The sequence below is a fragment of the Devosia ginsengisoli genome (assembly GCF_024707105.1).
Classification (GTDB): domain Bacteria; phylum Pseudomonadota; class Alphaproteobacteria; order Rhizobiales; family Devosiaceae; genus Devosia; species Devosia ginsengisoli_A.
Genome location: NZ_JANQAJ010000009.1, coordinates 347,333 through 370,016, shown reverse-complemented (window position 1 = coordinate 370,016; position 22,684 = coordinate 347,333). Strand labels below are relative to the sequence as shown.

The 22,684-nt window shown below is 64.0% G+C and carries 19 protein-coding genes and 1 pseudogene; 12 read left to right on the top strand and 8 right to left on the bottom strand.

Annotated features, from left to right (window positions below; translation table 11 throughout):
• On the bottom strand, positions 1-1,590 hold the full coding sequence (locus NVV79_RS11675) for an L-aspartate oxidase (protein ID WP_303989466.1): 1,590 nt from the start codon (positions 1,588-1,590) through the stop codon (positions 1-3).
• Positions 1,591-1,666: 76 nt separating this feature from the next.
• Between NVV79_RS11675 and NVV79_RS11670 the strand changes: the two genes are divergently transcribed.
• Positions 1,667-2,110: a hypothetical protein gene (locus NVV79_RS11670; RefSeq protein ID WP_303989464.1), complete on the top strand. Its 444-nt coding sequence runs from the start codon at positions 1,667-1,669 to the stop codon at positions 2,108-2,110.
• On the opposite strand, the gene nadA is transcribed toward NVV79_RS11670, so the two are convergent.
• A complete protein-coding gene (nadA, locus tag NVV79_RS11665) occupies positions 2,107-3,174 on the bottom strand; it encodes a quinolinate synthase NadA (protein ID WP_303989463.1) in 1,068 nt (355 codons plus the stop codon). The genes NVV79_RS11670 and nadA overlap by 4 nt on opposite strands.
• A gap of 126 nt (positions 3,175-3,300) precedes the next feature.
• Between nadA and eda the strand changes: the two genes are divergently transcribed.
• The 4 genes from eda (at position 3,301) to modB (ending at position 5,801) form a co-directional block, all read left to right on the top strand.
• Positions 3,301-3,936 carry a bifunctional 4-hydroxy-2-oxoglutarate aldolase/2-dehydro-3-deoxy-phosphogluconate aldolase gene (gene eda, locus NVV79_RS11660; protein WP_303989460.1) on the top strand — a complete coding sequence of 212 codons (636 nt, stop codon included), beginning with the start codon at positions 3,301-3,303 and terminating at the stop codon, positions 3,934-3,936.
• A 6-nt stretch (positions 3,937-3,942) separates the two neighbouring features.
• On the top strand, positions 3,943-4,311 hold the full coding sequence (locus NVV79_RS11655; RefSeq protein WP_303989458.1) for a winged helix-turn-helix domain-containing protein: 369 nt from the start codon (positions 3,943-3,945) through the stop codon (positions 4,309-4,311).
• A gap of 65 nt (positions 4,312-4,376) precedes the next feature.
• The gene (modA, locus tag NVV79_RS11650) at positions 4,377-5,108 is read left to right on the top strand and encodes a molybdate ABC transporter substrate-binding protein (RefSeq protein WP_303989456.1); all 732 of its coding nucleotides are present in this window, start codon (positions 4,377-4,379) and stop codon (positions 5,106-5,108) included.
• 12 nt (positions 5,109-5,120) lie between these two features.
• Positions 5,121-5,801, top strand: a complete 681-nt coding sequence (gene modB, locus NVV79_RS11645; protein WP_303989454.1) for a molybdate ABC transporter permease subunit — start codon at positions 5,121-5,123, stop codon at positions 5,799-5,801.
• Here the strand turns inward: modB and ligD are convergent.
• Complete coding sequence (ligD, locus tag NVV79_RS11640) at positions 5,798-6,736, bottom strand: non-homologous end-joining DNA ligase (protein ID WP_303989451.1); 939 nt, start codon at positions 6,734-6,736, stop codon at positions 5,798-5,800. The genes modB and ligD overlap by 4 nt on opposite strands.
• 137 nt (positions 6,737-6,873) lie before the next feature.
• On the opposite strand from ligD, the gene NVV79_RS11635 reads away from it, so the two are divergent.
• From NVV79_RS11635 to NVV79_RS11625, 3 genes are all read left to right on the top strand, one after another.
• Positions 6,874-7,866: an SPFH domain-containing protein gene (locus NVV79_RS11635; RefSeq protein WP_303989448.1), complete on the top strand. Its 993-nt coding sequence runs from the start codon at positions 6,874-6,876 to the stop codon at positions 7,864-7,866.
• Positions 7,867-7,878: 12 nt separating this feature from the next.
• Positions 7,879-8,328, top strand: coding sequence for an NfeD family protein (locus tag NVV79_RS11630; protein ID WP_303989445.1), 450 nt, complete (start codon positions 7,879-7,881; stop codon positions 8,326-8,328).
• A gap of 98 nt (positions 8,329-8,426) precedes the next feature.
• Entirely contained in the window at positions 8,427-9,707 is a 1,281-nt protein-coding gene (locus tag NVV79_RS11625; protein ID WP_303989442.1) for an outer membrane beta-barrel protein, read from the top strand.
• Between the two features lie 18 nt (positions 9,708-9,725).
• Here the strand turns inward: NVV79_RS11625 and galU are convergent.
• A pseudogene (gene galU / locus NVV79_RS11620) lies at positions 9,726-10,611 on the bottom strand (UTP--glucose-1-phosphate uridylyltransferase GalU).
• Between the two features lie 94 nt (positions 10,612-10,705).
• Here galU and galE point away from each other — a divergent pair.
• From galE to NVV79_RS11600, 4 genes are all read left to right on the top strand, one after another.
• Positions 10,706-11,692, top strand: a complete 987-nt coding sequence (gene galE, locus NVV79_RS11615) for a UDP-glucose 4-epimerase GalE (protein WP_303989441.1) — start codon at positions 10,706-10,708, stop codon at positions 11,690-11,692.
• A 16-nt stretch (positions 11,693-11,708) separates the two neighbouring features.
• The gene (locus tag NVV79_RS11610) at positions 11,709-12,917 is read left to right on the top strand and encodes a lytic murein transglycosylase (protein ID WP_303989439.1); all 1,209 of its coding nucleotides are present in this window, start codon (positions 11,709-11,711) and stop codon (positions 12,915-12,917) included.
• 53 nt (positions 12,918-12,970) lie between these two features.
• The gene (locus NVV79_RS11605) at positions 12,971-13,477 is read left to right on the top strand and encodes a hypothetical protein (protein ID WP_303989436.1); all 507 of its coding nucleotides are present in this window, start codon (positions 12,971-12,973) and stop codon (positions 13,475-13,477) included.
• A 98-nt stretch (positions 13,478-13,575) separates the two neighbouring features.
• Positions 13,576-14,127, top strand: coding sequence for a hypothetical protein (locus NVV79_RS11600; protein WP_303989433.1), 552 nt, complete (start codon positions 13,576-13,578; stop codon positions 14,125-14,127).
• Between the two features lie 131 nt (positions 14,128-14,258).
• Here the strand turns inward: NVV79_RS11600 and hpt are convergent, their stop codons facing one another.
• From hpt to NVV79_RS11580, 4 genes are all read right to left on the bottom strand, one after another.
• A complete protein-coding gene (gene hpt / locus NVV79_RS11595) occupies positions 14,259-14,798 on the bottom strand; it encodes a hypoxanthine phosphoribosyltransferase (protein WP_303989431.1) in 540 nt (179 codons plus the stop codon).
• Positions 14,799-14,958: 160 nt separating this feature from the next.
• The gene (locus NVV79_RS11590) at positions 14,959-16,386 is read right to left on the bottom strand and encodes a glutamate synthase subunit beta (protein WP_303989428.1); all 1,428 of its coding nucleotides are present in this window, start codon (positions 16,384-16,386) and stop codon (positions 14,959-14,961) included.
• A 185-nt stretch (positions 16,387-16,571) separates the two neighbouring features.
• Complete coding sequence (gene gltB / locus NVV79_RS11585; protein WP_369684729.1) at positions 16,572-21,257, bottom strand: glutamate synthase large subunit; 4,686 nt, start codon at positions 21,255-21,257, stop codon at positions 16,572-16,574.
• Between the two features lie 789 nt (positions 21,258-22,046).
• Entirely contained in the window at positions 22,047-22,646 is a 600-nt protein-coding gene (locus NVV79_RS11580) for a class I SAM-dependent methyltransferase (protein ID WP_303989423.1), read from the bottom strand.
• Positions 22,647-22,684 lie beyond the last annotated feature (38 nt).

Here is a 22,684-nt window from a genome sequence, read left to right as displayed (position 1 = left end):
TCAGGCGCTGGCGCGGATCGCCAGCGCTTCCTCCAGCGCCATCGTGGTGTGGTGTTCCCAGTGCTGGTCATCCGTCTCCGGGTAATCCGTGCGGAAATGGCCGCCGCGGCTTTCGGTGCGCTTGAGTGCGGCAGCGGCGACCAGAGTGGCCGATGTGGTCATGTTGAGATAGGCGCTGGTGACCTGTTCGGCGGTGGCTTCCAGGTGAGCAATGCCACGCAGGGCCTGTCGCAGGCCTTCGGCATTGCGCTCGACGCCCACCAGGTCCGTCATGATGCGGCGCAAATCCTGCACCGCTACGGTTCCGCGCAGCACATCCTCGGCTTTCTGGCCTTCGATTTCGTCCCATTCGATGCCCATGAATGGCGCGAGTTCGCGGGACGGCTCCAGTCCGCCAATGTCTTCGGCGATGCGGGCGCCGTAGACCGTGGCTTCGAGCAGCGAGTTGGAGGCCAGGCGATTGGCGCCATGCAGGCCGGTGCAACTGGCTTCGCCGCAGACCCAGAGGCCGGGCAGGGACGAGCGGCCCCGCTCATCGACCTTGACGCCGCCCATGTGGAAATGGGCGGCCGGAGTGACTGGGATCAGGCCGGTCACCGGGTCGATGCCCGCGTCGCGGCAATATTTGGAAACGGTCGGGAAGCGGGTGAGGATGGCCTCACCCAGCACCTGCCGCGTATCGAGGAACACTTTCCGCCCGGCCTGTATCTGCCGGAAATTGGCGCGGGCGACGACATCGCGCGGGGCCAGCTCGGCATCGGGGTGGATGGCGGGCATGAAACGCTCGCCAAGGTCATTGACCAGGATGGCCCCCTCGCCGCGCAGGGCCTCGGTCGCCAGTGGCGCCGGGTCGGCGCCGGTGGCGATTGCCGTGGGGTGGAACTGCACGAATTCGGCATCGGCGATCAGCGCGCCCGCCCGCGCCGCCAGGCCCATGGCGTGGCCGCGTACGCCGGGCGGATTGGTGGTGACGGCATAGAGCCCGCCCAGGCCGCCTGCCGCCAGCACGGTGGCACGGGCGCGGATGAAGACCGGTTCGGAATAGCGATCGCCCAGCCGGCGGCAGAACACACCGACAATGCGGCCATTGTCACGGGCAAGGCTGAGGGCGGTGATGCCTTCCACCACGCGGATGGAGGGCGTGCGGCGCACCTCGGCGATGATGGCTTGCATGATGGCCCAGCCGGCGCGGTCGCCTTCGACCTTGACGATGCGATTGGCGGAATGGGCGGCTTCGCGGCCCAGTTCGTAATGGCCGAAATCGTCGCGGTCGAAGGGGGTGCCCCAGCGGGCCAGGTCCTCGATGCGGGCGGCAGCTTCGGCGGTGACGCTTTCGGCCGTGCCATGGTCGACAATGCCGGCGCCGGCCATTTCGGTATCGAGGGCGTGGGCATGGCTGCTGTCGCCTTCGCCCACCGCCGCTGCCACGCCGCCCTGCGCCCAGGCCGAGGAGGCGCCGGTGCCCAGCGGCTTGGGCGACAATACGGTCACGGGGCGCGGCGCCAGTTTGAGCGCGGTGAACAGGCCGGCCAGCCCCGCGCCCACGATCAGGGCGCCATCGGCATTGAGGGTGTTTTCGAAGGTGGTCACTGGCCGCTCCGGAGTGTTTTCAGACTTGGTAATTGTCCGTAAGGTTCTGCACGTAACAAGACCGGGACCCTGCATTATGGCAAGCGCGAATGGCGATGGCTTCGGCGACAATCCGCAAGGCGGGTTTGCCACGGGTGCGTCGCTCGATGTCTATGAAGCCGTCTATCGGCTGGTGATGACCGCCTATGGCTATCGCTGCGCTTTGACCGGCGAGCAGTTTGCGCCCGATATCGGGCTGGTGCATCCGCATCTGGAAGTGGTGGCGATCCGGCCACGCGAAGCCGGCGGGCCACTGGCGATCGACAACTACCTGGCGCTCGAAGAGCATGCGGCACGGGCCTTCAGGGCGGGCCTCTTCATCGTCGAGGACGACTATCGCGTCGTGATCCGCAATCCCGGAGCTTTCCATCCGGGCCTGCGCCCGCATGCGGATGGGCGCCTGCTGGTGCCCACCGAGCAGCTGTTCCGGCCCAATCCGGCTTACCTGGCTTTTCACCGCGCAATGCCGCCGGGCACCTAGTCGCCCTTCCGGCTCATCTCGATCATCCGTTCCACCGCCAGCCGGCCGGGCGGAATGATGTCCTCGGGAACCGTGACTTCTTCGGTCATGGTGTGGAGGCTCCACAGCACGTTTTCGAGGTTGATGCGCTTCATATGCGGGCAGATGTTGCAGCCGCGCAGGAAGTCGACGCCCGTGGTTTCGCTGGCGACATTGTCCGACATCGAGCATTCGGTGACCATGACGACGCGTGGTGGCTTGGTGGTCTTGACCCAGTCGATCATCGCCGCGGTCGAGCCGGCGAAATCCACCGCGTCGATCACTTCGGGCGGGCATTCGGGGTGAGCGATGATCTTGGCCGTGGGATAGGCGTGGCGCAATTCCGAGATATCTTCAGCCGTGAAGGTCTCGTGCACTTCGCAGGCACCGGCCCAGGTGATGACCTTCTTGCCGGTCTTCTTGGCGGTGTTCTGCGCCAGATACTGGTCGGGGATCATGATGACCGTGTCGCCTTCGACGCGATTGACGATATCGAGCGCGTTGGACGAGGTGCAGCAGACATCGGTCACCGCTTTGACGGCGGCCGAGGTGTTCACATAGGTCACAACGGGCACGCCGGGATATTTCGCCTTCATCATCAGCACGTCATCGGCCGTGATGGAGGAGGCGAGCGAGCAGCCGGCGCGGCTGTCGGGGATGAGCACGGTCTTGTCGGGGTTCAGGAGCTTGGATGTCTCGGCCATGAAATGCACGCCGCATTGCACGATCACCTGCTGCTTGACCTTGGTCGCCTCGATGGCAAGCTGCAGGCTGTCGCCGACAATGTCGGCCACGCCGTGATAGATCTGCGGCGTCTGGTAATTATGGGCGAGGATGACCGCATCCTTCTCCTTCTTCAACCGGTTGATCTCGAAGATCAGTGGGGCATAGAAGGGCCATTCGATCTCGGGAATCTTGTCGCGGACACGGTCGAACACCTTTGAGGTGGCGCGTTCCACGGCTTTGGAGAATTTGAGGTCGAAGTGATCGGCGAGGATGGCGCGCGCCTCATCAAGGGGCGTCACCGCGTTGATCGTCTGCACCATGGACTGGCCCTCCCCGAAGTCGAGGCGGAACCTAGGGATTTTTTGCCGCCATTTCAATGAACGGGGTTGCGGTAAATTTACCGCCGACCTAACCCTTGCCCCAGACAGCACCGACGAGGACAGATCATGCCACAGGACGCCGCCGCCATCCGCTCCATCCTCTCGCTTGCCCCGGTCGTGCCGGTGATCATCCTCGATGACGTGAGCCAGGCGCGGCCGCTGGCCGAGGCGCTGGTCGCAGGCGGCTTGCCGATCCTCGAAGTGACCTTGCGCACGCCCAATGCGCTCAAGGTCATGGAAGAGATGGGCAAGGTGACGGGCGCCATTGTCGGCTCAGGTACGGTGCGCAATGGCCTCCATATGAAGCAGTCGGTCGATGCCGGCTGCCGCTTCATGGTGTCGCCGGGCATTTCACCCCGCATTCTCGATGCCGCCGACGATATCGGCATTCCGCTGCTGCCCGGCATTGCCACGCCGAGCGAAGCCATGACGGCGGCCGAGCGCGGCTACAGCTACCTCAAATTCTTCCCGGCCGAAGCCAATGGCGGCGCACCGGTGCTCAAGGCGTTCGCGTCGCCGCTGGCGGATATCACCTTCTGCCCGACGGGCGGCATTGATCCTGCCAAGGCCAAGGTCTATCTCGGCCTGCCCAATGTCATCTGCGTTGGTGGCTCGTGGATCATGCCATCAGATGCGCTGGCCGCCAATGACTGGGGCCGCATCGAGGCACTGGCGCGCGAGGCCTCCGCGTTGCGGGGTTAGTCCGACATGGCCGGTATCCCCGAGTATGGCCTCACCCATCTCAGGGTTACCCTGAGCGAGGCCGCCTATATTGGGCCCGGCCGGGCGGATCTGCTTGAGCTCATCGACAGCACCGGCTCCATTTCGGCGGCCGGCAAGGCCATGGGCATGAGCTACAAGCGGGCTTGGGGGCTGGTGCAGGCACTCAACGAGGGTTTCGGGCAGGTGTTGGTCGAATCCAGCCGGGGCGGTGCCAGCCAGGGCGGGGCACAGCTCACCGAGGCCGGGCGTTTCGTGCTCGCTCGCTATCGTTCCATGCAGGACAAGACACGGCAGGCCATAGCCGAAGACGTTACGGCTTTGCGCCGGAAGTTCGATATGTCCGAACGGAAATAACGCTTGCCTGTGCGTTGCGGCTAGGCGAAAACCGGTATGGATTTCAAACCATATCGGAGCTGTTGATGAACCGCATGATCCTGGGCGCGCTGGCCGGCCTGCTGCTTTCCACCGCCGCACATGCCGAGAGCGTCAGTGTCGCCGTGGCGGCAAATTTCACCAATGTTGCCGAGGAACTGGCGCCGCTGTTCAAGGCCGAGACCGGTCATGATGTAACTTATAGTTTCGGCGCCACCGGCCAGCTCTATACCCAGATCACGCAGGGTGCGCCTTTCGAGGTATTCCTGGCTGCCGACGATGTGCGCCCCACGCAGGCCGTAGCGGAAGGTTTCGGCGTGGAGGGCAGCGTCTTTACCTATGCCATCGGGGCGCTGGCGCTTTACAGCACGTCGCTCGACCTTGCCGATGGCAAGGCCGTGCTCGAGGCTGGTGCTTTCGACAAGATCGCTATCGCCGATCCGGCCACCGCCCCTTATGGACAGGCGGCCACCGAGACTATTGCCGCTCTCGGCCTCACCGAAGCCATCACCCCCAAACTGGTGACCGGGGAGAACATTACCCAAACGCTGCAATTCGTCGAAAGCGGCAATGCCGAACTCGGCTTCGTTGCCGCCAGCCAGGTGATTGGCAAGTCTGGAGTCTGGATCGTGCCCGCCGACCTGTTCGAGCCGATCCGCCAGGATGCGGTGCTGCTCAAGACCGGCGAAGCCAACCCCGCGGCCACGGCCTATGTGGATTTCCTCAAAAGCGATACGGCAATCGAGGTGATAGAAGCGGCGGGTTACATCGTCGAGTAAACGGATAGCGGGATGAGTTTTGCCGACATCTGGACACCGGTCAGCCTGACGCTGACTCTGGCCGCGATCAACACACTCATCCTGCTGGTCATTGGCACGCCGATCGGCTGGTGGCTGGCGCGCAGCAAAAGCCGCTACCGCGAACTGGTGGGGGCGGTAGTGGCCATGCCACTGGTGCTACCACCTACCGTGCTGGGCTTTTACCTGCTGCTGGCACTCGGCCCCAATGGGCCGGGCGGCTGGATTGCCGGCTTGTGGGGGGCGCGCACGCTGGCCTTTTCCTTCACCGGACTGGTCATTGGTTCGTTCTTTTATTCGCTGCCGTTCATGGTGCAGCCTTTGCGCAACGGCTTTGCCGCCATCGGCAATGATCCACTGGAAGTGGCATCGAGCCTGGGCGCCAGCAATTGGCAGCGTTTTTGGCGCGTGGCGCTGCCACTGGCACGGCCGGGCTATATCACCGGCGCGGTGATGACCTTTGCCCATACGGTGGGCGAGTTCGGCGTGGTGCTGATGATCGGTGGCAATATTCCGGGCCAGACCAAGGTGATCGCCATCGCGCTCTACGATTATGTCGAGCGCCTGCAATGGGGCGAGGCGCATGTGATCGCGCTGGGCATGGTGATCTTCGCCTTCGTCGTCATCGCGGTGACGCTGACCATCGACCGACGGGTGAATGTGCCGATGCCCTAGCTCGCGGGCGAGGCCACGGCGCTCCACATGGCCTTGGTGATCGACTGGGTGGTGGAGGCGTAATACTTCCACGGGTCAGGTTGCTTCGCCCGCTTCACGGCGTCGGCCAGGCTGAACTGGTTGGCGGCCTTGACCGTCTCCAGTTCGTCCCAACTGACCGGTACCGCGACCGGAGCGCCCTCGCGCGAACGGGTGGACCACGGGGCGATAGCGGTCGAGCCGCGCTCATTGCGCAGATAATCGATGAAGAGCTTGCCCTTACGGCTGGCCTTGCGCGAATTGGCAGTGAATCGGTCGGGGAATTTGTCGGCCAGGCGCTGGGCAAAGGTCTTGCAGAAGCTCTTGACCTCGGGCCATTCGGTGGTCGGCTTCAGCGGCGCTATGACATGGATGCCCTTGCCGCCGGTAACGAGAGCATAGCTTTCCAGCGCCCAGGCGGCGAGTTCGGTGCGGATATCCAGGGCGGCGGCGCGGACATGGGCGAAGTCCATACCTTCATCGGGGTCGATATCGAAGACCACGCGTTCGGGCTTTTCGATATCGTCGAACCGCGCGCCCCAGACGTGCCATTCGAGCACATTCATCTGCGTGCCGGCGATGAGTCCGGCCAGGTCCTTGACGTAGAAATAGTTGTCGGTGCTGCCGTCCTTCTCGGTGATGGGGGATGAGGCCATGGCATCGGGAAAACCACCGGTATCGTGCTTCTGGAAGAAGCAGAATTTCGAGCGACCCTGCGGGCAGCGCAGCAGGCTCAGCGGACGGTTCTCGATATAGGGCAGCATGCGTTCGGCCACCGCGGCGTAATAGGCGACGAGATCGGCCTTGGTGACGCCCTGGCCGGGATAGACGACACGGTCGGGACTGGTGAGCTTGATGCCGGCGGCTTCGGCGGCGGCGATGCCGGCCTTGGGATCGAGTGGCTTTGGCTGGGTCAACACAGGTCTCCTGCCGGGTGGTGGGCGCCCTATCGCCCGCATGCTCAACGACGCGCAGTGTTCGGCGTTCCAACGCGTTGCGCTGTCCTCCTGGCGACCCTACACTCAGGCCCATGAAGTCCAAGGGAGAATCAGCGATGGAACTATTCGATGGCTTCGCGCTCGACGGGCTCAGCATCACGCTGATCGGCCTGGGTATCCTCGCGCTCCTGGTGCTGTTTGCCGGCGCCAAGACGGTGCCGCAAGGCTATAATTTCACGGTGGAACGCTTCGGCAAATATACCCGCACGCTCAAGCCAGGCCTCAACCTGATCGTGCCGTTCATCGATGGCATCGGCAAGCGGATCAACGTCATGGAGCAGGTGCTCGACGTGCCGCACCAGGAGGTGATCACAAGGGACAACGCCTCGATAACCGCCAATGGCGTGACCTTCTACCAGATCCTCGATGCGGCGGCGGCGGCCTATGAAGTGTCCAATCTGGAGAATGCCATCCTCAACCTCACCATGACCAATATCCGTACGGTGATGGGCTCGATGGACCTCGATGAACTGCTGAGCCATCGCGACGAGATCAACGAGCGCTTGCTGCGCGTGGTCGATACGGCCGTGTCGCCGTGGGGCGTCAAGATCACCCGCATCGAAATCAAGGATATCGACCCGCCCAAGGATCTGGTGGATTCGATGGGTCGCCAGATGAAGGCGGAACGCGAGAAAAGGGCGACCATCCTCGAAGCAGAGGGTCGGCGACAGTCGGCCATCCTGCAGGCGGAAGGCGCCAAGCAGGCGCAGGTGCTGGAGGCCGAAGGCCGCCGGGAAGCCGCGTTCCGCGATGCCGAGGCACGCGAGCGTTCGGCCGAGGCCGAGGCCAAGGCCACCCAGATGGTGAGCGACGCCATCGCTTCGGGCAGCGTGCAGGCCATCAACTACTTCGTGGCCAATAACTATATCGAGGCCCTGGGCAAGATCGCCACTTCGCCCAACCAGAAGGTGTTGATGCTGCCGGTCGAGGCGGCCAGCGTCATCGGTTCGATCGGCGGCATTGCCGAAATCGCCCGCGAGACATTCGGGGGTGGAGCGCCATCGACGCCCGTGCGACCGGGCCGGCCGCCATCGGCGGGTCAGCCCTAAAAGGAGCCATCCATGCAGGTCATCGACTTCATCGCGGCCAACGGACCCTGGGCCTGGATCGTGGCGGGGCTGGTCCTGTTGGCGCTGGAACTGGTGGTGCCGGGCGGATTCCTGCTGTGGATGGGCATTTCGGGTATCGTCACCGGGCTTGTCGTGCTGTTCCAGCCTATCGGCTGGCCGCTGCAATGGCTGATCTTCGGCGTGTTGTCGCTGGTCACGATCGCAATCTGGGTGCGCTGGACGCGCAGCCGGCCCGCCGCGACCGACCGGCCCTACCTCAACCGCCGCGCTGACCAGTTCATCGGCCAGGAGGCCGTGCTCGAACAGCCGATCCAGCAAGGTTTCGGCCGCGTCGTGCTGGGCGATACGGTGTGGCGCGTCTCGGGTGCCGATATGCCGGCCGGACAGCGCGTGCGCATCGTCGGCAATGAAGGCGCCGTGCTTAAGGTCGAGGCGGCCTGATCGTCACCGAGGCAAGGCTTCATTAACCATAAGATGGAAGGATCGCTGCCAGGTTCGGGCGGTGCGCCGCGGGCCGATTTTGGTTGGCGGAGAGCATCTTGCCCTTGTGGTGGCGGCAGACAGCGGGACTTGCAGGCGCCACGGCGCTCTGCGCGCTGTGCCTTGCCGCGCCTGTTCTGGCGCAGACGAAAGGCGATGGCGCAGGCACGGATAACGAGCGCCTGTTGCCCAATGTCTATCCGGCCGACCCGGTGTTAAGCAACGGCGGGTGGCTGCGCGAGCCCTATGATCCGTTCTTCGATGTGGATTGGTCGGTGGCTTTGCGCGGCAGCTATACCAAGACCACGTCAGGCGAACGTTTCGATATTCTGGTCGTGCCCACCGTCGGGCTTGAGCATATCGGCAGCCGCTCGGCGGTCAATTTCGATGCCGGTGCGGAAATCGTGCGGCCCAGCGGCGATGGCAAGATCGATGTCGGCGCGTTGCGGCTGGGACTGCAAACCGGCTACGATCTGGACAGCGTCACGCGGCTTACCGCCAATGGCAACCTGTCGCTGACCCGCGCCACGCCCGGCACGCCGGGGCTGGCCGACAATATCGCCATCGCCCCACAGACGATCAGCGGCGGGTTCGATGCCGGCATCACAAGGCAATTCGGCAAGTTCAATATTGGTGTGACCGGGGCGGCGCAGCGCCATGTCTATGGCGAAACGACGCTGACCACGGGCGCGTTGATCGACAATTCGGACCAGAATTACTGGGCGCTCGATTCCGGCTTGCGCGTCGGCTTCCAGGTGACGCCGATTTTCGAGGTGTTCGGGCGGGCAGGGCTCGGGCGCGACATTTTCGACCGGCCCTCGGCGGCGCTGCTGGCCTATCCCAACGCCACTGACATCACGCTGGAGGGCGGGGTGACTGGCCGCTGGAACGATGTTCTCGAAATCACGGCATCGACCGGCGTCGGCCTGCGGCGCTTCGACGCCGCCGGGCTCGACGAGGTGGTTACCCAGCTTTATGGTGCCCAGGTCAGCTTCACGCCCGATCCGACCTGGCGCATGACGGCCGGCTTTGCGACGACCGTGGCCCCGCCCGGTCCCGATGCCGGCGGCACGACGCGGGTGGATTACACGGCCAATGCCGAGGTTGCCTATACGGTCAATTCCTGGCTGGCGCTGCGGGCGCTGGCCGATTGGAACAGTGCGCGTTTTGCCGGCAGCACCAATACCGAAACCGGCTACGGATTGGGCGCAGGCGCCGACTACAAGGTCAATGCCCACACGGCCGTTTCGGCCGATTACGGTTATGATCACTCCGAAAGCAGCACCAATGGCATGCAGGATGCGCATCGGGTGACCGTCGGGGTCACGCTCACCCGTTAGGATTCCCGGGCCAAAGCCCTAAAGGTGATCTTCCAGATCCAGCTTGCGCAATTCCCTCACGAAGCCGTCGCGGATGTCGTCGCGATCCAGCGCATAGACGACATTGGCCGTCAGGAACCCGATCTTGGAGCCGCAATCGAAGCTCTGGCCGACATATTTGACGCCGGTGAAGCGCTGGTTGTGCATCAGCGTCTGCATGGCGTCGGTGAGTTGGATTTCTCCACCCGCGCCGCGCTGCTGGTTGGCCAGCAGGCCGAAGATTTCGGGCTGCAGGATATAGCGGCCGGAAATGATGAGGTTGGACGGAGCCTCTTCGCGCTTGGGCTTTTCCACCATGTCGGTGACTTCGAAGCTGTTGTCGGCGCCCGCGCCACGCTTGATCACGCCATAGGACGAGACCTCGCTTTCGGGCACTTCCTCGACGGCGATGACATTGCCGCCGGTTTGCTCATAGGCGTCCATCATCTGTTTCAGCACGCCCGGTTCGCCCTTGAACAGCATGTCGGGCAGCAGGAGGGCGAAGGGGCTGTCGCCGACGATGTCGCGGGCGCACCATACGGCGTGGCCGAGGCCGAGCGGCTCCTGCTGGCGAGTAAAGCTGGTGCGGCCGGCCGAGGGCAGGTCCTTGCGCAATTCGTCGAGCGCCTGGGTCTTGCCGCGGCTTTCCAGCGTGGTTTCCAGCTCGAACTGGCGGTCGAAATGGTCCTCGATCACGCCCTTGTTGCGGCCGGTGACAAAGACGAAATGTTCGATTCCGCGCTTCGCGCGCCTCATCGACCGCATACTGGATCAGGGGGCGATCGACTACGGTCAGCATTTCCTTGGGCAGGGCCTTGGTGGCCGGCAGGAACCGGGTTCCGAGACCGGCGACGGGAAACACAGCCGTTCTGACGCGCTTGGGCAAATCATGCACTCCATTCGAGGATCGACGTAAAACTATCTCAATCTGTCTAGAATATCATCAAGGCGAATAAGCGGTTGAAATACGGAGTTAATCCATGGCGGTTCTGGTAACCGGCGGCGCGGGCTATATCGGTAGCCACATGGTGCTGAACCTGACCGATGCCGGCGAAAAGGTCGTCGTGCTCGACAATCTGGTGACCGGGTTCGACTGGGCCATTGACGGGCGCGCCATTTTCGAGCCCGGCAATGCCGGCGATATCGACCATGTGCGCGGGCTGATCGACAAGCATGGCATTACCGAGATCGTGCATTTCGCCGGCTCGATCGTGGTGCCGGAATCGGTCACCGATCCGCTGAAATATTACGGCAACAACACAGCCACGTCGCGCAACCTGATCGAGGCCGCGATCAAGGGCGGAGTGAAGCATTTCATCTTTTCCTCGACCGCCGCGGTCTATGGCATGACAGGGCTGGCGCCTGTGGTCGAGACCACACCGCTCAACCCGATGTCGCCCTATGGCCGCTCCAAGCTGATGACCGAATGGATGCTGGCCGATGTCGCGGCGGCCCATCCCATGACCTATGGGGTGCTGCGTTATTTCAACGTGGCGGGGGCCGATCCGGGCAAGCGTAGCGGGCAATCGACGCCTTTGGCGACGCATCTGATCAAGGTGGCGTGCCAGACGGCTTTGGGGCAGCGGGACAAGATGGATATCTTCGGGACAGATTACGAAACGCCCGACGGGACCTGTATCCGCGACTATATCCATGTGACCGACCTGATCGCCGCCCATGCGCTGCTGCTCAAGCATCTGCGCGGGGGCGGGGAGAGCACGACGCTCAATTGTGCCTATGGGCAGGGCTATTCGGTGCGGCAGGTGGTGGAGACCGTGCGGTCGGTGTCGGGCGTCGATTTCCGGGCCGATGAAGGACCGCGGCGGGCGGGCGATCCGGCCTCGATCACGGCGACGGGCGAAAAGGTGCGGAAGTTGCTCGGCTGGGTGCCGCAGCATGACGACCTGACCGAGATCGTTGAATCGGCCTATTGGTGGGAACGCCACCTGATGACGCGGAACCGGTAAGCGGAAAGGGCAGGACATGAAGCGGCTGATTGCGCTCTTCTTCGTCCTGCTGACTGCCGCTCCGGCCGTTGGCCAACCCGTTGAGAGCTTTGACAGCTTCATCGCCAATTTCCGCAGCAAGGCGTTGGCCGCGGGGGTGAGCGGGGCGGTCTATGACGCGGCCATGGGCGGGCTGACGCCCGATCCGCGGGTGCCGGACCTGGTGACGACGCAGCCCGAATTCACCACGCCGGTCTGGGACTATATCGAGGGCCGTGTCACGGCCGGCCGCATCGAGCGCGGCAAGACGGCGATTGCCCGCAATTCGGCGCTGTTCACCGCGGTCGGCCAGACCTATGGCGTCGATCCCTATATCCTGGGCGCCATCTGGGGCATGGAGACCGATTATGGCGCGGTGCTTGATAATGACGGGCTGATCCGGCCCATCGTTCGGTCGCTGGCGACGCTGGTGCATCAGCGGCGCACGCGGCTGGTGGAGGATGAGGCCGACCTCATCGCGGCCCTGCTGCTGGTGCAAAAGGGACCGCTCGATGCGCAATCGCTGGTCGGCTCCTGGGCCGGGGCCATCGGGCACCTGCAGGTCAATCCGTCCAATGTGGTGGCGCATGGCACGGACGGGGACGGCGATGGGCGGGTGGACCTGCATCATTCGCTGGGCGATGCGCTGGCGACCTCTGCGCGGTTCCTGCGGGCGCTGGGCTATCAGCCGGGTATGGACTGGGGCATGGAAGTCGTGGTGCCGGATGGCTTCGATTACCTGCTGGCGACCCGGACGGAATTGCGGCCGGTCTCGTTCTTTGCCGAGCGGGGCATTGCGCGGGTGGCGGGGCGGCAGTTCGCCGATCCGAACCTGCCGGTCTTTCTCTATGTGCCGGCTGGCAAGGACGGTCCTAAATTCCTGATGACGCAGAATTATCTGGTGCTCAAGGGCTACAATTTCTCCGACAGCTACGCCATGAGCGTGGCGCATATGACCGACCGGCTGAAGGGAGGCGGGGCCTTTGTCGACGACTGGCCGCGCAATACCGCTTTTCCCGATCTGGCGCAGCGGCAGGCGATCCAGCAGGCGCTGTCGCGGCTGGGGCTCTATGACGGGATCATCGACGGAAGGCTGGGGCCCATCAGCCAGGAGGCCTATGCCCGCTTCCAGGCGAGCCAGGGGCAGGTGGCCGATGGCTTCATCACGCGGGCATCCTATGAGGCGCTGGCGGCAGCGGCGCGGTAACATGATGGGGACGCCGATGGCGTTGCCATAGCGGGTTTGCTAGAGGATTGGGAATGATCCGCCTGGTTGTGGCATTGCTGGTCGGCATGCTCGTCTTCATCGACGTGGCGCCCGCCCTTGCCCAGAGCGATGGCACGATCGTGGTGGCGCAGGAGCAGCGGCGGCGGACACTGTTCGACTTGCTGTTCGGTGAGCCGGAACCGGCGCCGGCCCCGGTGCAGCAGGCGCCGCGTCCGGCGGCAGCCGCCCCTGCGGCAGCCTTGCCGCCGCCCAAGCCACAGGTGGAAAAGGCGCCAGACGCCACGCGGCTGGCGGTGTTCGGGGATTCCCTGGCCATCGACCTCAGCAAAGCGCTGGAGCGGTTCTATGCGGAAGACCCCAATCTGGTCGTGGTCAACCAGGGGGTCAGCTCGTCGGGCTTCGTGCGGTTCGACTATTTCGACTGGGACAAGGCGATCACCGAGCAGATCGCGGCCGACAGTTTCGACCTGGCGGTGGTGATCATCGGCATCAATGACCGGCAGGAGATCACGACGAGTGGGGGAGCTTCGCGCCGCTGACCGAACAGTGGACCGCTGCCTATCAAGGCCGGATCACCGCCTTTCTCGGCAAGCTGCGGGCGGCGCGCAAGCCGGTGATCTGGGTGGGCCTGCCGCCCATGTCGAAGAGCGAGTATTCGGCTGCGATCAGCCAGATCAGCAATATCCAGCGGCTGGCCAGCTTTTCGGGCGGCGCGGAATTCCTTGATATCTATGAGAGATTTCTAGGCGAGGACGGCAAATATTCGTCCTATGGGCCTGACGTGAACGGGCAGAATGCGCGCATGCGCAAGGATGACGGCATCCACTTTTCCTCGGCCGGCTCGGACAAGCTGGCCTTCTATCTGAGCCAGACCATCAGGGCGTTCTATCGCGGTGGCGGTGTCACCATGGCGGTGGCCGATCCGCTGCTGGGCACCGATGCGGCGGCGATGTTGCGGCCACCCTATCAGGGGCTGGGGGCGGCGCGGCTGCTGGAAGTGGCAGGCGCTGTCATCCCGATCAGCCGGGTGCCGGCGCGGGCTACGGACCTGGTGACGGCGGCGAGCGCGCCAGCCACGGCGCCCTTCACGCTCGAGCAACTGGTGTCGGCGCCGGTGGGGCGGGCCGATGCGTTCGGCGTGGGGATCGATCCGGCGGCCGGCGCGGTGGAGAATGACGGCGGACGGTGATCCGCGGCGAACGCCTATTATGCCGCTCCCATTGTCGATGGGGATAAGTTTTTGGCTTTGCCCGGATACCCCCGCCGTTCCTCCCCCTGATAGGGGGAGGAACGGCGCGGTGGATGGGGCGCGAGGAGTGCTCAGTCGGTGAAGCGGACGGCGCCGATATGGGGGAGGTTGCGGTTGCGCTGGGCGTAGTCGATGCCGTAGCCGACGACGAATTTGTCGGGAATGTCGAAGCCGACCCAGCGGGCGGTGACGTCGGTCTCGCGGCGGCTCGGCTTGTTGAGCAAAGCGCAGACTTCCATGCGGCGGGGATGACGGGTCTCGAGGATTTCGAGGACGTGCTTGAGGGTATAGCCGGTGTCGACAATGTCTTCGACGACAAGCACGTCGCGGCCGGCGATCTCGCCGCGCAAGTCCTTGAGGATGCGGACTTCCCGACTGGATTCGGTGGAGTTGCCGTAAGAAGAGGCTTCGAGGAAATCGACTTCGACGGGCAGGTCGAGCTCGCGGACCAGGTCGGCGATGAAGATGAAGGAACCGCGCAGCAGGCCGACGACGACCAGCTTGTCGGTATCGGCATAATGGGTGGATATCTCCCGGGCGAGGGCTTCCACGCGGGCGGCGATGGCCTTGGCCGAGATCAGTTCATCGACGGTGTAAGGCTTCTGGGTCATGCGCGATTCCGGTTAGCAGAGGGGTCGAATACGCTAACAGACTGTTAGCATCGACGGGGCGGAAGCGGGAATGATTCCTGTGGGGATACCCCCTCCTAACCTCCCCCTGATAGGGGGAGGAATCCGTGTGGTGATCGTGGCGTGATCGTGCCCTGCGTTCCTATCGCGGCAAATCCGTCTTGCCCATCAGGTCGTAGTCGATCGAGCGGGCGGCCTGGCGGCCTTCGCGGATGGCCCAGACAACGAGGGACTGGCCGCGGCGCATGTCGCCGGCGGCGTAGACCTTGGGGACGGTCGTCTTGTAGCTCATCGTGTCGGCGAAGAGATTGCCGCGCTTGTCGAGCTGGGCGCCCAGTTGCTCCAGCATGCCCTCGTGGATCGGGTGGGCGAAGCCGATGGCCAGCAGCACGATGTCGGCCTTGATGACGAATTCGGTACCGGGAATGGGCTGGCGCTTGCGGTCGACGCGGGCGCATTCGACGCCCGTGACCTGGCCCTTGGCATTGCCGATGATCTTCATCGTGCCGGCAGCGAATTCGCGGATGGCGCCTTCGGCCTGCGACGAGGAGGTGCGCATCTTGACCGCCCAGTTGGGCCAGTTGGTCAGCTTGTTTTCCAGTTCCGGCGGCATGGGGCGCACGTCGAGCTGGGTGACGGCGATGGCGCCCTGGCGGAAGCTGGTGCCGACGCAGTCCGACGCGGTATCGCCGCCGCCGACCACGACGACATGCTTGCCCGCGGCGGTGAGCTGGACTTCGGACGACACATCCTCGCCGCCGAGGCGGCGGTTCTGCTGCACGAGGAAGGGCATGGCGAAGTGGACGCCGTTGAGGTCGGTGCCCTCGCTATCGACATCGCGCGGCTTTTCCGAACCGCCACAGAGCAGTACGGCATCGTGCCGGGCCTGCAGGTCGGACAGGGGCCGGGTGACGCCGATATTCTCGTTGTAGTGGAAGGTGACGCCTTCGGCTTCCATCTGGGTGACGCGGAAGTCGATATGCTGCTTTTCCATCTTGAAGTCAGGGATGCCGTAGCGCATCAGGCCGCCGGCCTTGGGCTCGCGCTCATAGACATGTACGTCATGGCCGGCGCGGGCCAGTTGCTGGGCCGCCGACATGCCTGCCGGCCCCGAGCCGACAATGGCGACGGACTTGCCGGTCTTGCTCGCTGATATCTGCGGCTTGATCCAGCCATTGCGGATGGCGCGGTCGGCGATGGCCTGTTCGACCGTCTTGATGGCGACCGGGATGTCTTCCAGGTTCAGCGTGCAGGCTTCCTCGCAAGGGGCGGGGCAGATACGGCCGGTGAATTCGGGGAAGTTGTTGGTGGAGTGGAGGTTGCGGGCAGCCTCCTCCCAGTCGCCGTTATAGACGAGGTCGTTCCAATCCGGAATCTGGTTGTTGACCGGGCAGCCGGTATCGCCGTGGCAGAAGGGAATGCCGCAATCCATGCAGCGTGCCGCCTGGTCGACGATGCGGCCTTCGCTCATCGGAATGGTGAATTCGCCGAAATGACGGATGCGATCGGAGGCCGGCTCGTACCGGGGCTCTTCGCGGTCGATCTCGAGAAAGCCTGTTACCTTACCCATTTGTCGTGCCCCTAACTGCTGCACTTGCGGTGGTCAGACCGCCATTTATTCCGATCACCACGTCATCCCCGCGAAAGCGGGGACCTCTGTTTCGCTTCTGGTTTGGTCAACAGAGGTTCCCGCTTTCGCGGGAATGACCCGGTGGGTTTTGGCCTCCCCAGCAAGGGGAGGTGAAGATTGAGGCGTTACTCCGCCGCCGCCATGCCCATGCCGCCTGCCGCCCGTTTCTTTTCCATTTCCTGGATGGCGCGGCGGTATTCGACCGGCATCACCTTGACGAATTTCGGGCGCATCTCGACCCAGTTGTCGAGGATGAAGCGGGCGCGGTCCGAGCCGGTATAGTGCAGGTGGTTGGAGATGAGCTGGTGCAGGCGTTCATCGTCGTGGCGGGTCATGTCGCCGGATATGTCGACGCGGCCATGCCATTCCAGATCCCCGCCATGATGGTGGAGCTGCCGCATGAGGGCTTCTTCCTCGGCGACGGGTTCGAGATCGACCATGGCCAGGTTGCAGCGCTGGCGGAAGGTTTCGTCCTCGTCCAGCACATAGGCCACACCGCCACTCATGCCGGCAGCGAAGTTGCGGCCGGTGGGGCCGATGACGACCACGACACCGCCGGTCATGTATTCGCAGCCATGATCGCCGGTGCCTTCGACCACGGCGATGGCGCCGGAATTGCGGACGGCAAAGCGTTCGCCGGCCACACCGCGGAAGTAGCATTCGCCCGCAATGGCGCCATAGAGCACGGTATTGCCGACGATGATCGACTTCGATGGATCGAAGCTGACCTTGTCGGAGGGACGGACGACGATGCGGCCGCCGCTGAGGCCCTTGCCGACATAGTCATTGGCATCACCCACCATGTCGATGGAAATGCCGCGGGCGAGGAAGGCGCCGAAGGCCTGGCCGGCCGTGCCTGATAGTTTGATCGAAATGGTGTCCTCGGGCAGACCCTCATGGCCATACTGCCTGGCCACGGCGCCCGACAGCATGGCGCCGGTCGAGCGGTCGCGGCTGCGGATGGGCAGCTCGATCTGTACGGGCTGGCCGCTGGTCAGCGCCGGCTGGGCCAGCTCGATCAACTGGCGATCGAGCACGGCCTCGAGGTGATGGTCCTGCGCCTCGGAGTGGTAGAGCGTATCGCCGCCGAGCGCTTCGGGCTTGTGGAACAGCTTGGTGAAGTCGATGCCTTCGCTCTTCCAGTATTCGGCGAGGTGCTTCTGGTCGAGCAGGTCCGAGCGGCCGATGAGGTCGCGCAGGTTGCGGGCGCCAAGTTCGGCCATCAGGCCGCGCAGCTCTTCGGCGATGAAGAAGAAGTAGTTGATGACGTGTTCGGGCGTGCCCTTGAAGCGCTTGCGCAAAACCGGGTCCTGGGTGGCGACGCCAACCGGGCAGGTATTGAGGTGGCACTTGCGCATCATGATGCAGCCGGCCGCGATCAGCGGCGCGGTGGAGAAGCCGAATTCGTCGGCGCCGAGCAGGGCGCCGATCAGCACGTCGCGGCCGGTCTTGAGACCGCCATCGACCTGGAGGATGACGCGGGAGCGCAGGCGATTCAGCACCAGGGTCTGGTGGGTTTCGGCCAGGCCGATTTCCCAGGGGCCGCCGGCATGCTTGAGCGAGGTGAGCGGAGACGCGCCCGTGCCGCCATCATAGCCCGAGACGGTGATGTGATCGGCGCGGGCCTTGGCGACGCCGGCCGCCACCGTGCCGACACCGACTTCGGAGACCAGCTTGACCGAGATATCGGCCTGCTCGTTGACGTTCTTGAGGTCGTAGATGAGCTGGGCGAGGTCTTCGATGGAATAGATGTCGTGATGCGGCGGCGGGCTGATGAGGCCCACGCCCGGCGTGGAATGGCGCGTCTTGGCGACGATCCAGTCGACCTTGTGGCCGGGCAATTGGCCGCCCTCGCCGGGCTTGGCGCCCTGCGCGACCTTGATCTGGAGCTGGTCGGCATTGACCAGATATTCGGTGGTGACGCCGAAGCGGCCGGAGGCGACCTGCTTGATGGCGCTGCGCAGGGGATTGCGCGAGCCATCGGGCAGGGGCTTGTAGCGGTCGGGTTCCTCGCCGCCTTCGCCGGTATTGGACTTGCCGCCGATGCGGTTCATCGCCTGGGCGAGAGTGGTGTGGGCTTCGCGCGAGATCGAGCCGAAGGACATGGCGCCGGTGACGAAGCGGCGGACGATATCGGCGGCCGGTTCGACTTCCTCCAGCGGCACGGCTTCGCCGAGCGGGCGGATATCGAAGAGGTTGCGGATGGCGAGGTAGCCGTTTTCGCCGGAATTCACCCGGGCGGCGAAGCTGTTATAGCGGTCCTGCGCGGTTTCGGCATTCTCGTCCTTGGTGCGGACGGCATGCTGCAGATCGGCCACGGCATCGGGGCTCCAGGCGTGCTTTTCGCCGCGGATGCGATAGGCATAGTCGCCGCCGACATCGAGCGCCTTGCGCAAAACGGCATCGTCGCCGAAGGCCAAAGCGTGGCGGCGCACGGTTTCCTGGGCGACTTCCTTGAGACCGACGCCCTCGATAGTGGTGGCGGTGCCGAAGAAGTACTTGTTGACGAATTCCGTGCTGAGGCCCACGGCGTCGAAAATCTGCGCGCCGCAATAGGACTGGTAGGTCGAAATGCCCATCTTGGACATGACCTTGAGCAGGCCCTTGCCGACCGACTTGATATAGCGGTGCACGACTTCGGCGGCATCCACCTCGTCGGGGAATTCACCTTCGGCATGGAGCGCGGAGAGCACTTCGAAGGCCAGATAGGGATTGATGGCTTCGGCGCCATAGCCGGCCAGCATGGCGAAGTGGTGCATTTCGCGAGCTTCGCCGGTCTCCATCACGAGGCCCGTCGAGGTGCGCAACCCCTTGCGGATCAGATGGTGATGCACGGCGGCGAGGGCCAGCAGGGTGGGGATATCGAGCCGGTCGGCGGCGATGCGCCGGTCAGAGAGAATGATGATGTTGTATTCGCCGCGGACGGCCGCCTCGGCCTCCTGGCAGATGGCATCGATAGCCGCTTCCATGCCCACCGCGCCCATATCGGCAGGGTAGGTGATGTCGATGGTCCTGGTCTTGAACTGGTTGTCCGCCATGTCACCGATGGCGCGGATCTTTTCGAGATCCTCGTTGGTGAGAATGGGCTGGCGCACTTCGAGGCGCTTCTCGCGGCTGACGCCTTCGAGGTCGAAGATATTGGGACGCGGGCCGATGAAGGAGACCAGGCTCATCACCGATTCCTCGCGGATCGGGTCGATGGGCGGATTGGTGACCTGGGCGAAGTTCTGCTTGAAATAGGTGTAGAGGAGCTTGGACTTCTGGCTCAGGGCGGAAATGGGCGTATCGGTGCCCATGGAGCCGACGGCTTCCTGGCCGGTCGTGGCCATGGGCGTCATCAGCAGCTTGATGTCTTCCTGGGTATAGCCGAAGGCCTGCATGCGATCGAGCAGCGCATCTGTCGGCTCGGGAGCCTTGGGCGGCACGGCGGGCAGGTCTTCGAGCACGATCTGGCTGCGGGCGAGCCATTCGGCATAAGGGTTCTTCGTGGCGAGCGTCCGCTTGATCTCCTCGTCGGAGATGATGCGGCCTTCCTCGAGGTCGAGCAGCAGCATGCGGCCCGGCTGCAGGCGCCAGCGCTCGACAATGTCCTCGTCGGGAATGTCGAGCACGCCGGATTCCGAAGCGAGGACGACGTGGCCTTCCTTCGTCACCAGATAGCGGGCGGGGCGCAGGCCGTTGCGGTCGAGCGTGGCGACGACATAGCGGCCGTCCGACAGCGACATGGCGGCGGGGCCGTCCCACGGTTCCATGAGGGCGGCGTGATATTCGTAGAAGGCGCGGCGCTGCTCATCCATCAGCGGATTGCCGGCCCAGGCCTCGGGGATCAGCATCATGGCCGCATGGGGCAGCGAATAGCCGCCGCGCACGAGGAATTCGAGCGCGTTGTCGAAGCAGGCGGTATCGGACTGGCCTTCATAGGAAATGGGCCAGATCTTGGTGATGTCGTCGCCGAAGAGCGGCGAGGAAACCGAAGCCTGGCGGGCGGCCATCCAGTTGACGTTGCCCCTTATGGTGTTGATTTCACCATTGTGGGTGGTCATGCGGTAGGGATGGGCCAGCTTCCAGGAGGGGAAGGTGTTGGTCGAGAAGCGCTGGTGAACCAGAGCGATGGCGCTCTCGAAATCGGGATCGCCGAGATCGGGATAGAAGGGGCCGAGCTGGTAGGCCAGGAACATGCCCTTGTAGACGATGGTGCGGGCGGACATGGAGACGACGTAAAAGCCGTTGTCGCCGTCGGATTCCGGGACGTCCCGATAGACGGTGTTGGAGATGACCTTGCGCACGATAAGCAGGCGACGCTCGAATTCATCGAGCGTTAGGCCTTCGGGGCGGGCGATGACCATCTGTTCGATGACCGGCTGGGTGGCGATGACGCCTTCGCTCAGCTTGCTGTTATCGGTGGGTACGACGCGCTCGCCGAGCAGGGTCAGGCCTTCGCGCTCGAGGCAGCCACGGACCACCGCGGCCACCCGGTCGCGCAGGCCCGGCGTGTTGGGATAGAATAGCTGCGCCACGGCATAGTGGTGCTTTTCCGGCAAAGCGAAGGGCAGGACCTTCTTGAAGAAGGCGTGCGGGGTCTGCACCAGGATGCCGGCGCCGTCGCCCATCAGCGGATCGGCGCCCACGGCACCGCGGTGTTCGAGGTTCTCGAGGATTTCGAGACCCTTTTCGACCACTTCGTGGCTGGGCTTGTTCTTGATATTGGCGATCATGCCGATGCCGCAGGCATCGTGCTCGTTGGCCGGATCGTAGAGACCCTGCGCCGCGGGACGGCCTGACGGCACGACGCGGCGGCCGTTCTCGATCAAGGTTTTGCGATTGGCGGTCTTCGTCGTGACGGGGTTCTGGGATCCGTTCCGCGCGTGTGCCATGGCATGTTCCTCGTTCGCTGGTCGTGCCCGTTACCGGGCCTTGTCGCTATGTCGTGTGCATCCTGATGGTGCCGGCGTGCGGCGGACTGGATGCGTTTCGTTCCTCTGTGGGCGCATTGTTCAGGCGGGTCGTACTATAGAGTACGGCTCGGAAGCGCAACGCGTCCATGCGTGGGGAGTGGCGCTGCATCCAAATGGCCACTCAATTCGGGCCGGTCGTCGTTTTTCGCATGATGCCGGCCTGCAAGCCAGGGTCTGCTCCGGTTCGGCGTCACGTAGCAGTCTACGCTTCGCTCCGGTTCTGGCAAACCCTGCCTTTCGGCGCGGCCTGAAGCGAATTCCTTCGGACCGTCTCAACCCCGCCTATCCGTTTCCGCTCATGCAGAGCGGGCCAGCCGGACCAGCGTGCGCGCTGGCCGCGGAGAGCGGGGCGACGCGTCAGATAGGACAGGTGTGCTGCCCTAACGCCGGCACATTTGCATAATTCAAAACTGCGAGCAAGCGCCAAAGCTGGACTTTGTGAAAAATCTATAGGAAAGGCGATATTTCACTATAGGATTTGTAGGAGTTTTGGCGACTAAATCGGCTATTTCGCCTAAATTGTGAGCACTATGAATAGTTTTTGAGCAAAATCCCTATTTTGAGCGGGATTTCGGTTGGTTTGCCTATTTTGATCTGAGTGCATCTGTAGGACTTTGATGCGTGCTGAGTCGCGAAAGCGCCGCATCAGTCGCGGCGGGCGAGGAAGTGGAAGAGGTGCCAGTGCTTGGCGGTGCCGTTGAGGGTCTGGCTGTTGGGGTCGTCTTCTTCGCGGAAGCTGAGCAGGGTGAGCGGGGCGAGGAGGGCTTCGGCCGCGGCGCGGGTGTGGAAGGTCATGCCTGATGTACCGACCCAGTCGTCGCGATCGCCGAAGAGCTGGCCGGTGATAATGGCGCCGGGCTTCAGCGCGGCGAGGATGGCGGCAAAGACCCGGTCGAACCGGTCGGGCCGGATGAAGGGCAGGGCATATTGGGCGTTGAGCAGGTCATAGGCCGCCGGCGGGAAGGCGAAATCCTCGAAGCGGGAGATGACATAGGCGAAGCGGTCGGGCGGAAGCGTATCAGCGATCTGCTGTGCGATGGGTTCGCCGTCGAGCGCGGTGACATGGGCGAAGCCGGCGCCGAGCAGGTGGATGGTATCGTTGAGGGCGCCGGCGCCGATATCGAGCGCCGCCTCACGGCCGGACGCACGGGTAACGGCTTCGACAAGCAGCGGTCGCGGCGGGCGGCCGGCGGCGCGTTCGGCATATTTGTACCAGCCTTCGAAATTGTCGGCGAACTTGGCCATGGCCCGGCTCCTTATGGCTGCCGGGCCAGCGTGGCGGA

What these genes read in the sequence shown, in the direction of transcription:
- eda (WP_303989460.1), top strand. Translation starts at nt 3,301, where the DNA reads ATGCCACAGGACGCCGCCGCCATCCGCTCCATCCTCTCGCTTGCCCCG.
- galE (WP_303989441.1), top strand. Translation starts at nt 10,706, where the DNA reads ATGGCGGTTCTGGTAACCGGCGGCGCGGGCTATATCGGTAGCCACATG.
- NVV79_RS11670 (WP_303989464.1), top strand. Translation starts at nt 1,667, where the DNA reads ATGGCAAGCGCGAATGGCGATGGCTTCGGCGACAATCCGCAAGGCGGG.
- NVV79_RS11580 (WP_303989423.1), bottom strand. Translation starts at nt 22,646, where the DNA reads ATGGCCAAGTTCGCCGACAATTTCGAAGGCTGGTACAAATATGCCGAA.
- NVV79_RS11605 (WP_303989436.1), top strand. Translation starts at nt 12,971, where the DNA reads ATGATCCGCCTGGTTGTGGCATTGCTGGTCGGCATGCTCGTCTTCATC.
- NVV79_RS11630 (WP_303989445.1), top strand. Translation starts at nt 7,879, where the DNA reads ATGCAGGTCATCGACTTCATCGCGGCCAACGGACCCTGGGCCTGGATC.
- NVV79_RS11635 (WP_303989448.1), top strand. Translation starts at nt 6,874, where the DNA reads ATGGAACTATTCGATGGCTTCGCGCTCGACGGGCTCAGCATCACGCTG.
- hpt (WP_303989431.1), bottom strand. Translation starts at nt 14,798, where the DNA reads ATGACCCAGAAGCCTTACACCGTCGATGAACTGATCTCGGCCAAGGCC.
- nadA (WP_303989463.1), bottom strand. Translation starts at nt 3,174, where the DNA reads ATGGTGCAGACGATCAACGCGGTGACGCCCCTTGATGAGGCGCGCGCC.
- NVV79_RS11590 (WP_303989428.1), bottom strand. Translation starts at nt 16,386, where the DNA reads ATGGGTAAGGTAACAGGCTTTCTCGAGATCGACCGCGAAGAGCCCCGG.
- modB (WP_303989454.1), top strand. Translation starts at nt 5,121, where the DNA reads ATGAGTTTTGCCGACATCTGGACACCGGTCAGCCTGACGCTGACTCTG.
- NVV79_RS11655 (WP_303989458.1), top strand. Translation starts at nt 3,943, where the DNA reads ATGGCCGGTATCCCCGAGTATGGCCTCACCCATCTCAGGGTTACCCTG.
- NVV79_RS11600 (WP_303989433.1), top strand. Translation starts at nt 13,576, where the DNA reads ATGTCGAAGAGCGAGTATTCGGCTGCGATCAGCCAGATCAGCAATATC.
- modA (WP_303989456.1), top strand. Translation starts at nt 4,377, where the DNA reads ATGAACCGCATGATCCTGGGCGCGCTGGCCGGCCTGCTGCTTTCCACC.
- NVV79_RS11610 (WP_303989439.1), top strand. Translation starts at nt 11,709, where the DNA reads ATGAAGCGGCTGATTGCGCTCTTCTTCGTCCTGCTGACTGCCGCTCCG.